A 6,124-nucleotide genomic window follows, 5' to 3' on the forward strand; every position below is an offset into this window, starting at 1 on the left:
CTGTACGCGGGCCGGCCGCCACCGCGACGAGACACAGGCTGTACATCACGACGACCCAGACCGCGGGCGGCCGGCCCGCGTACAGACCGTGCACCAGCGCGGCGCACCAGGCCGGGTAGGACAGCGCGTGCAGCGCACGCCACCGCCCGGCGACCTTGCTGGGGGTGGCGAAGGCGCTGCGCAGCGCGCCCGTGGCGGCGGCCACCACCATCAGCAGTCCGGCCAGTGCGCCGAAGCCGATGAGCCCCGCCGTGCCCCCGACACCGAGACCGAAGGGGATGACGGCGCCGAGCAGCGCCACGTGCCCCAGTGAGACCTTCACCGTGACATGGAGCAGCAGGAAGCCCAGCGAGGCGGCCGCAGCGGTGCGGTGGACGGCCTGGCCGATCAGCCGCTGACGCGAGGAGAGGAACAGCCGGTCGGTCGCGAGGAGGCCCCAGCCCACCGCGGCGGTGAGCGAGACCAGCGAGAGGACACCGGTCGTGAAGTCGAGCGTGGCGCGTACACCGTCGCTGCCCGCCACGGCGAGCAGCGGCAGGAGAACCAGCACAGCGACGGTCAGCCCGCCCTGCACCTGACGGCTCGCCCCCTGGAAAGGGGCGGCCGATGAGCGGATCTTGCGATGAGGGTTCATGGGGGGCGACTCCGAATGGCTCGGCAAAGCGGTCCCGTTGCCGCATGCTAAGTCGCTCCATACCGGCCGGTACGAGGTTTGCGTGGTTGCCCCGATAGAGGGCATTACGCGGAGTAACCCCCGCTTCCCGGACGTTCTGCCGCGTGGTCCACCGCTCCTGGTGTCCACGGATCGGCCGCGCCCGGATGAGGGCCGGGCCTGTGCGGTACCCTGACGCCATGCGTGCCGTACGCCTTCTGCTTAGCGAGCCGCGCTGATCAGTCCCGACCGGTGAGAATGCCTGGTCGGCATCAGCGTGGCGTCCCCTCCTGTGCGAGGGGCTTTTTCGTTTCCGTAGACGCGTGTCCGTAGACGTGGGCGCCGGCAGATGACGATCGATGGAGCTTTGAGGATGATGAGCGAGACGAATTCCGCAGCCGAGGTTGCTGCGCCGCACCGCTATACGGCAGCGATGGCCGCCGACATCGAGGCACGCTGGCAGGACTTCTGGGACGCCGAGGGCACCTACGAGGCGCCGAACCCGACCGGTGACCTGGCCGGCGACCCGGAGCTGGCCGCCAAGCCGAAGAAGTTCATCATGGACATGTTCCCGTACCCCTCGGGTGCGGGGCTGCACGTGGGCCACCCGCTGGGCTACATCGCCACCGATGTCTTCGCCCGTCACCAGCGGATGAGCGGCCACAACGTCCTGCACACCCTGGGCTTCGACGCCTTCGGCCTGCCCGCGGAGCAGTACGCCGTCCAGACCGGCACGCACCCGCGGATCTCGACCGAGGCCAACATCGAGAACATGACGGCGCAGCTGCGCCGGCTGGGCCTGGGCCACGACAAGCGCCGCTCGTTCGCCACGATCGAGTCCGAGTACTACAAGTGGACCCAGTGGATCTTCCTGCAGATCTTCAACTCCTGGTACGACACCGACGCGGACCGCGCCCGGCCCATCGCCGAGCTGGTCGCGCAGTTCGAGAGCGGCGAGCGCCCGACCCCGGACGGGCGTGACTGGAGCGCCCTGAGCGCCGCCGAGCGCGCCGACGTCCTGAGCGACCACCGCCTGGCCTACGCCTCCGACGCGCCCGTCAACTGGTCGCCCGGCCTGGGCACCGTCCTGGCCAACGAGGAGGTCACGGCCGACGGCCGCTCCGAGCGCGGCAACTTCCCCGTCTTCAAGGCCAAGCTGCGCCAGTGGAACATGCGCATCACGGCCTACGCCGACCGGCTGCTGAACGACCTGGACGGGCTGGACTGGCCCGAGGCCATCAAGCTGCAGCAGCGCAACTGGATCGGCCGTTCCGAGGGCGCGCGCGTCGACTTCCCGGTCGACGGGGCCGGCAGCATCACCGTCTTCACCACTCGCCAGGACACCCTGTTCGGCGCCACCTACATGGTGCTGGCGCCGGAGCACGAGCTGGTCGAGCGGATCACTCCCGCCGCCTGGCCCGACGGCACCCACGCGGTCTGGACCGGCGGCCACGCGACCCCGGCCGAGGCCGTCACCGCGTACCGCAAGCAGGCCGCCGCCAAGTCCGACGTGGAGCGGCAGGCCGAGGCCAAGGACAAGACCGGTGTCTTCACCGGCTCGTACGCCACCAACCCGGTCAGTGGCGAGCAGGTACCCGTCTTCATCGCCGACTACGTCCTGATGGGCTACGGCACCGGCGCGATCATGGCCGTACCGGCGCACGACGCGCGAGACTTCGCCTTCGCGCGCGCCTTCGAGCTGCCGATGCGCTGTGTCGTCGAGCCGTCGGACGACCGCGGCACGGACGCCTCCACATGGGAGGACGCCTTCGGCTCGTACGACGCGAAGCTGGTCAACTCCGCGAACGGCGAGATCTCGCTGGACGGCCTGGGCGTCGTCGACGCCAAGATCCGGATCACCGAGTGGCTGAAGGAGCACGAGGTCGGCGAGGGCACCGTCAACTTCCGTCTGCGCGACTGGCTGTTCAGCCGCCAGCGCTACTGGGGCGAGCCCTTCCCGATCGTGTACGACGAGGAGGGCATCGCCCACCCGCTGCCCGAGTCGATGCTGCCGCTGGAGCTGCCGGAGGTCGACGACTACTCGCCGCGCACCTTCGACCCGGACGACGCCGACACCCAGCCGGAGACCCCGCTGTCGCGCAACGCCGACTGGGTCAACGTCACGCTGGACCTGGGCGACGGCGCCGGCCCGCGGAAGTACCGCCGCGAGACCAACACGATGCCCAACTGGGCCGGTTCCTGCTGGTACGAGCTGCGCTACCTGGACCCGAACAACAGCGAGAAGCTGGTCGACCCGGCGATCGAGCAGTACTGGATGGGCCCGCGCGAGGGCCAGCCGACCGGTGGCGTCGACCTGTACGTGGGCGGTGCCGAGCACGCCGTGCTGCACCTGCTGTACGCCCGCTTCTGGTCCAAGGTGCTGCACGACCTGGGCCACGTCTCCTCCGCCGAGCCGTTCCACAAGCTGTACAACCAGGGCATGATCCAGGCCTTCGTCTACCGGGACAGCCGCGGCATCGCGGTCCCGGCGGCCGAGGTCGAGGAGCGCGACGGCGCGTACTACTACGAGGGCGAGAAGGTCTCCCGCGTCCTGGGCAAGATGGGCAAGTCCCTGAAGAACGCCGTGACGCCCGACGAGATCTGCGGCGAGTACGGCGCGGACACGCTGCGTCTGTACGAGATGGCCATGGGCCCCCTGGACGTGTCGCGTCCCTGGGACACCCGCGCGGTCGTCGGCCAGTACCGGCTGCTGCAGCGGCTGTGGCGCAACATCGTCGACGAGGAGAGCGGCGAGGTCACCGTCGTCGACACCGAGCCCGGCGAGGACACGCTGCGCGCGCTGCACAAGGCGATCGACGGTGTCGGCGGCGACATGGCCGGGATGCGCTTCAACACCGCCATCGCCAAGGTCACCGAGCTGAACAACCACCTGACCAAGGCCGGTGGCCCGCTGCCGCGCCCCGTCGCCGAGGCACTGGTGCTGCTGGTGGCGCCGCTGGCGCCGCACATCGCCGAGGAGCTGTGGCGCCGCCTGGGCCACACCGAGTCGGTCGTGCACCAGGACTTCCCGATCGCCGACCCGGCGTACGTCGTGGACGAGACCGTGACCTGCGTCGTGCAGATCAAGGGCAAGGTCCGGGCACGCCTGGAGATCTCCCCGTCGATCACGGACGCCGAGCTGGAGGCCCTGGCTCTGGCCGACCAGGCCGTCGTCGCGGCGCTGGACGGGGCGGGCATCCGCAAGGTGATCGTCCGGGCACCGAAGCTGGTGAACATCGTTCCGGCCTAGTAGGCGGCAACGGCGCCGTCGTCGTGATGGTGTGAGGGCTTTCCCCTACGGGCAGGTTGGGGGTTCCGATGGAACCCTCCGCCTGCCCGTTCCGTTTACGGTGGAGGGGCGGGTGAAACCGTGCCGCAAGCCGTCACACCATCCGAGGGGCGCTCATGGAAGCCGTGATCCTGATTCTGGGGCTGCTCGTCGTCGCCTTCATGGCTCTCGGCGTCTACGCGACCGTCAAGGTGGTCGGCGCGGCCAAGCGCGGCGTGGACCGCACCATCACGCAGGCCCGCCGCACGGTGGAGGACACCACGTTGCGGGCCAAGAGCTACGGACAGCTGGGCGTCGGAGGCGAGCTGGCGCAGCTCCGCCTCTCGCTGCGCACCTCGATGCGGGCCACTCAGGAGGCGCTGCAGTCGGGCGCGGTCGAGGACGCCTCGCTCTCGGAGTCGCTGGGCCTGTTCCAGCGCCTCGGGGTGCACGGCCGCGAACTGGACGAGGACCTGAAGCGGCTGGAACGCGAGCCCGACAAGGCGACGGTCACCTCGCTGCTGCCGGACCTGAAGAAGCGCACCGAGCGGATCACGCGCGCCGCGGAGTCCCTGCGGTGGGCCGCGAGGGACCGGGCCCGGCAGTTCGCCGACGACGATCTGGCGGCGCTGAACGTGCAGATCGACGTGGAGGCCGGGGCGCTGCGGCACTGGACGACGGAGGAGCCGGCAGCGGAGGCCCGGGCGGCGGCGGCTCCGGAGTCGCCGGACTCTCCGGTGGCCCGCGGGCAGGAGCGGTCCGGGACGGACCCGGCGGGCGGAGAGGGGGCCTCGCAGGCCCCGCAGGCCATCACGGCCCCGGACCCCCGGCTGCGGACGGAGTATCCGTGGCAGAAGGCGGCACGGCCGGAGACCACGAACTGACGGCGGTCGGGCGTGGACCTTCGTGGCCGTGGCCACGAAGGCCGTGCCGGTGATCCTGGCCGACGGCCGTCCGTGGCCGGCGGTCAGTGATCCTGGCCGACGGCCGTCCGTGGTCGGTGGTCTTGGTCCGTGGTCCTGGTTGGCGTCCGTGGTCGGCGGGAGCGGTTTGCGGGAGCGGGCGGCGGCGGCCGGGTAGCAGGTGAACGGGGGTGGCGGGATGCGGCCCGAAGCGACCGGAACTGATCATTCGGTCGGGGTCGGACTGCCGAGCGCCCTCCCCGGCAGGTAACCTCCCGCTCATGTCCCGCCATGTCGCGATCGTCACCGATTCCACGGCCTACCTGCCGCCCCAGGCGATGGAGCGGCACGGCATCACCGCAGTGCCGCTGACCGTCGTTCTCGGTGACCAGGCGCTGGAGGAGGGCACCGAGATCTCGGCCCGCTCCCTCGCCCTGGCCCTGCAGAAGCGCCGTTCCGTGACGACTTCACGGCCCAGTCCCGAGGTCTTCGCCGCCGCCTACCGTGCGGCTGCCGACGCGGGGGCGAGCGCCATCGTCTCGCTGCACCTGTCGGCGGAGTTCTCCGGCACGTACGACGCAGCCCTTCTCGCGGCGAAGGACGCCCCGGTGCCGGTGCGCGTGGTGGACACAGGCATGGTCGCCATGGCCCTCGGATTCTGCGCCCTGGCCGCGGCGGAGACGGCCGAGGCGGGCGGCAGCCAGGACGACGCGGTGGCCGCCGCCGAGAAGAGGGCGGCGGGCACATCGGCCTACTTCTACGTCGACACCCTGGACTATCTGCGCCGCGGCGGCCGGATCGGCGCCGCGCAGGCCCTGCTCGGTTCGGCCCTTGCCGTGAAGCCGATCCTGCAGTTGGACGGCGGCCGGATCGAACTGCTGGAGAAGGTACGGACGGCCTCGAAGGCCATCGCCCGGCTGGAGGAGATCGTCGCGGAGCGGGCGGGCAGCGGACCGGTGGACATCGCGGTGCATCACCTCGCGGCCCCGGACCGGGCCGAGCGCCTCGCCGAGCGGCTGCGTGAGCGGATTCCGGGCCTGGCCGACCTGCATGTCAGCGAGGTGGGTGCGGTGATCGGCGCGCACACCGGTCCCGGGCTGCTGGGAGCGGTGATTTCGCCTCGCTGACGTCACTCTCCGGAGTGGCGTGGTTATACACAACGGACCGGTTTTCCACCGGAATTGGGTGCGCTCAGCGGGATCCCGAAGATGTGCCTAGCGTCATGTGGCATGGCTTCCCGATCACACCGTGCAACCAGTCGTGCAACTCGTTCTGCAACCAGTTCTGCAACCAGTTCTGCAA

3 protein-coding genes and 1 pseudogene are annotated in these 6,124 nt (G+C 70.6%); 3 read left to right on the forward strand and 1 reads right to left on the reverse strand.

All coding sequences use genetic code 11. From position 1 onward, the window contains the following. Window positions 1-634 (reverse strand): annotated as a pseudogene (locus JGS39_RS35140) (hypothetical protein); the annotation flags it as partial. A 394-nt stretch (window positions 635-1,028) separates the two neighbouring features. Between JGS39_RS35140 and leuS the strand changes: the two are divergent. From leuS to JGS39_RS35155, 3 genes are all read left to right on the forward strand, one after another. After that, window positions 1,029-3,902: a leucine--tRNA ligase gene (gene leuS / locus JGS39_RS35145; RefSeq protein WP_219573818.1), complete on the forward strand. Its 2,874-nt coding sequence runs from the start codon at window positions 1,029-1,031 to the stop codon at window positions 3,900-3,902. A gap of 155 nt (window positions 3,903-4,057) precedes the next feature. Next, window positions 4,058-4,804: a hypothetical protein gene (locus JGS39_RS35150; RefSeq protein ID WP_219573819.1), complete on the forward strand. Its 747-nt coding sequence runs from the start codon at window positions 4,058-4,060 to the stop codon at window positions 4,802-4,804. A 299-nt stretch (window positions 4,805-5,103) separates the two neighbouring features. Continuing rightward, window positions 5,104-5,949, forward strand: a complete 846-nt coding sequence (locus JGS39_RS35155) for a DegV family protein (RefSeq protein ID WP_219573820.1) — start codon at window positions 5,104-5,106, stop codon at window positions 5,947-5,949. The last annotated feature ends 175 nt before the right edge of the window (window positions 5,950-6,124 follow it).

It is taken from the genome of Streptomyces poriferorum, assembly GCF_019399235.1.
GTDB lineage: Bacteria > Actinomycetota > Actinomycetes > Streptomycetales > Streptomycetaceae > Streptomyces > Streptomyces poriferorum.

Excerpts from the sequence above, each read along its gene's own strand:
- leuS (WP_219573818.1), top strand. The coding sequence starts at position 1,029 with ATGAGCGAGACGAATTCCGCAGCCGAGGTTGCTGCGCCGCACCGCTAT.
- JGS39_RS35150 (WP_219573819.1), top strand. The coding sequence starts at position 4,058 with ATGGAAGCCGTGATCCTGATTCTGGGGCTGCTCGTCGTCGCCTTCATG.
- JGS39_RS35155 (WP_219573820.1), top strand. The coding sequence starts at position 5,104 with ATGTCCCGCCATGTCGCGATCGTCACCGATTCCACGGCCTACCTGCCG.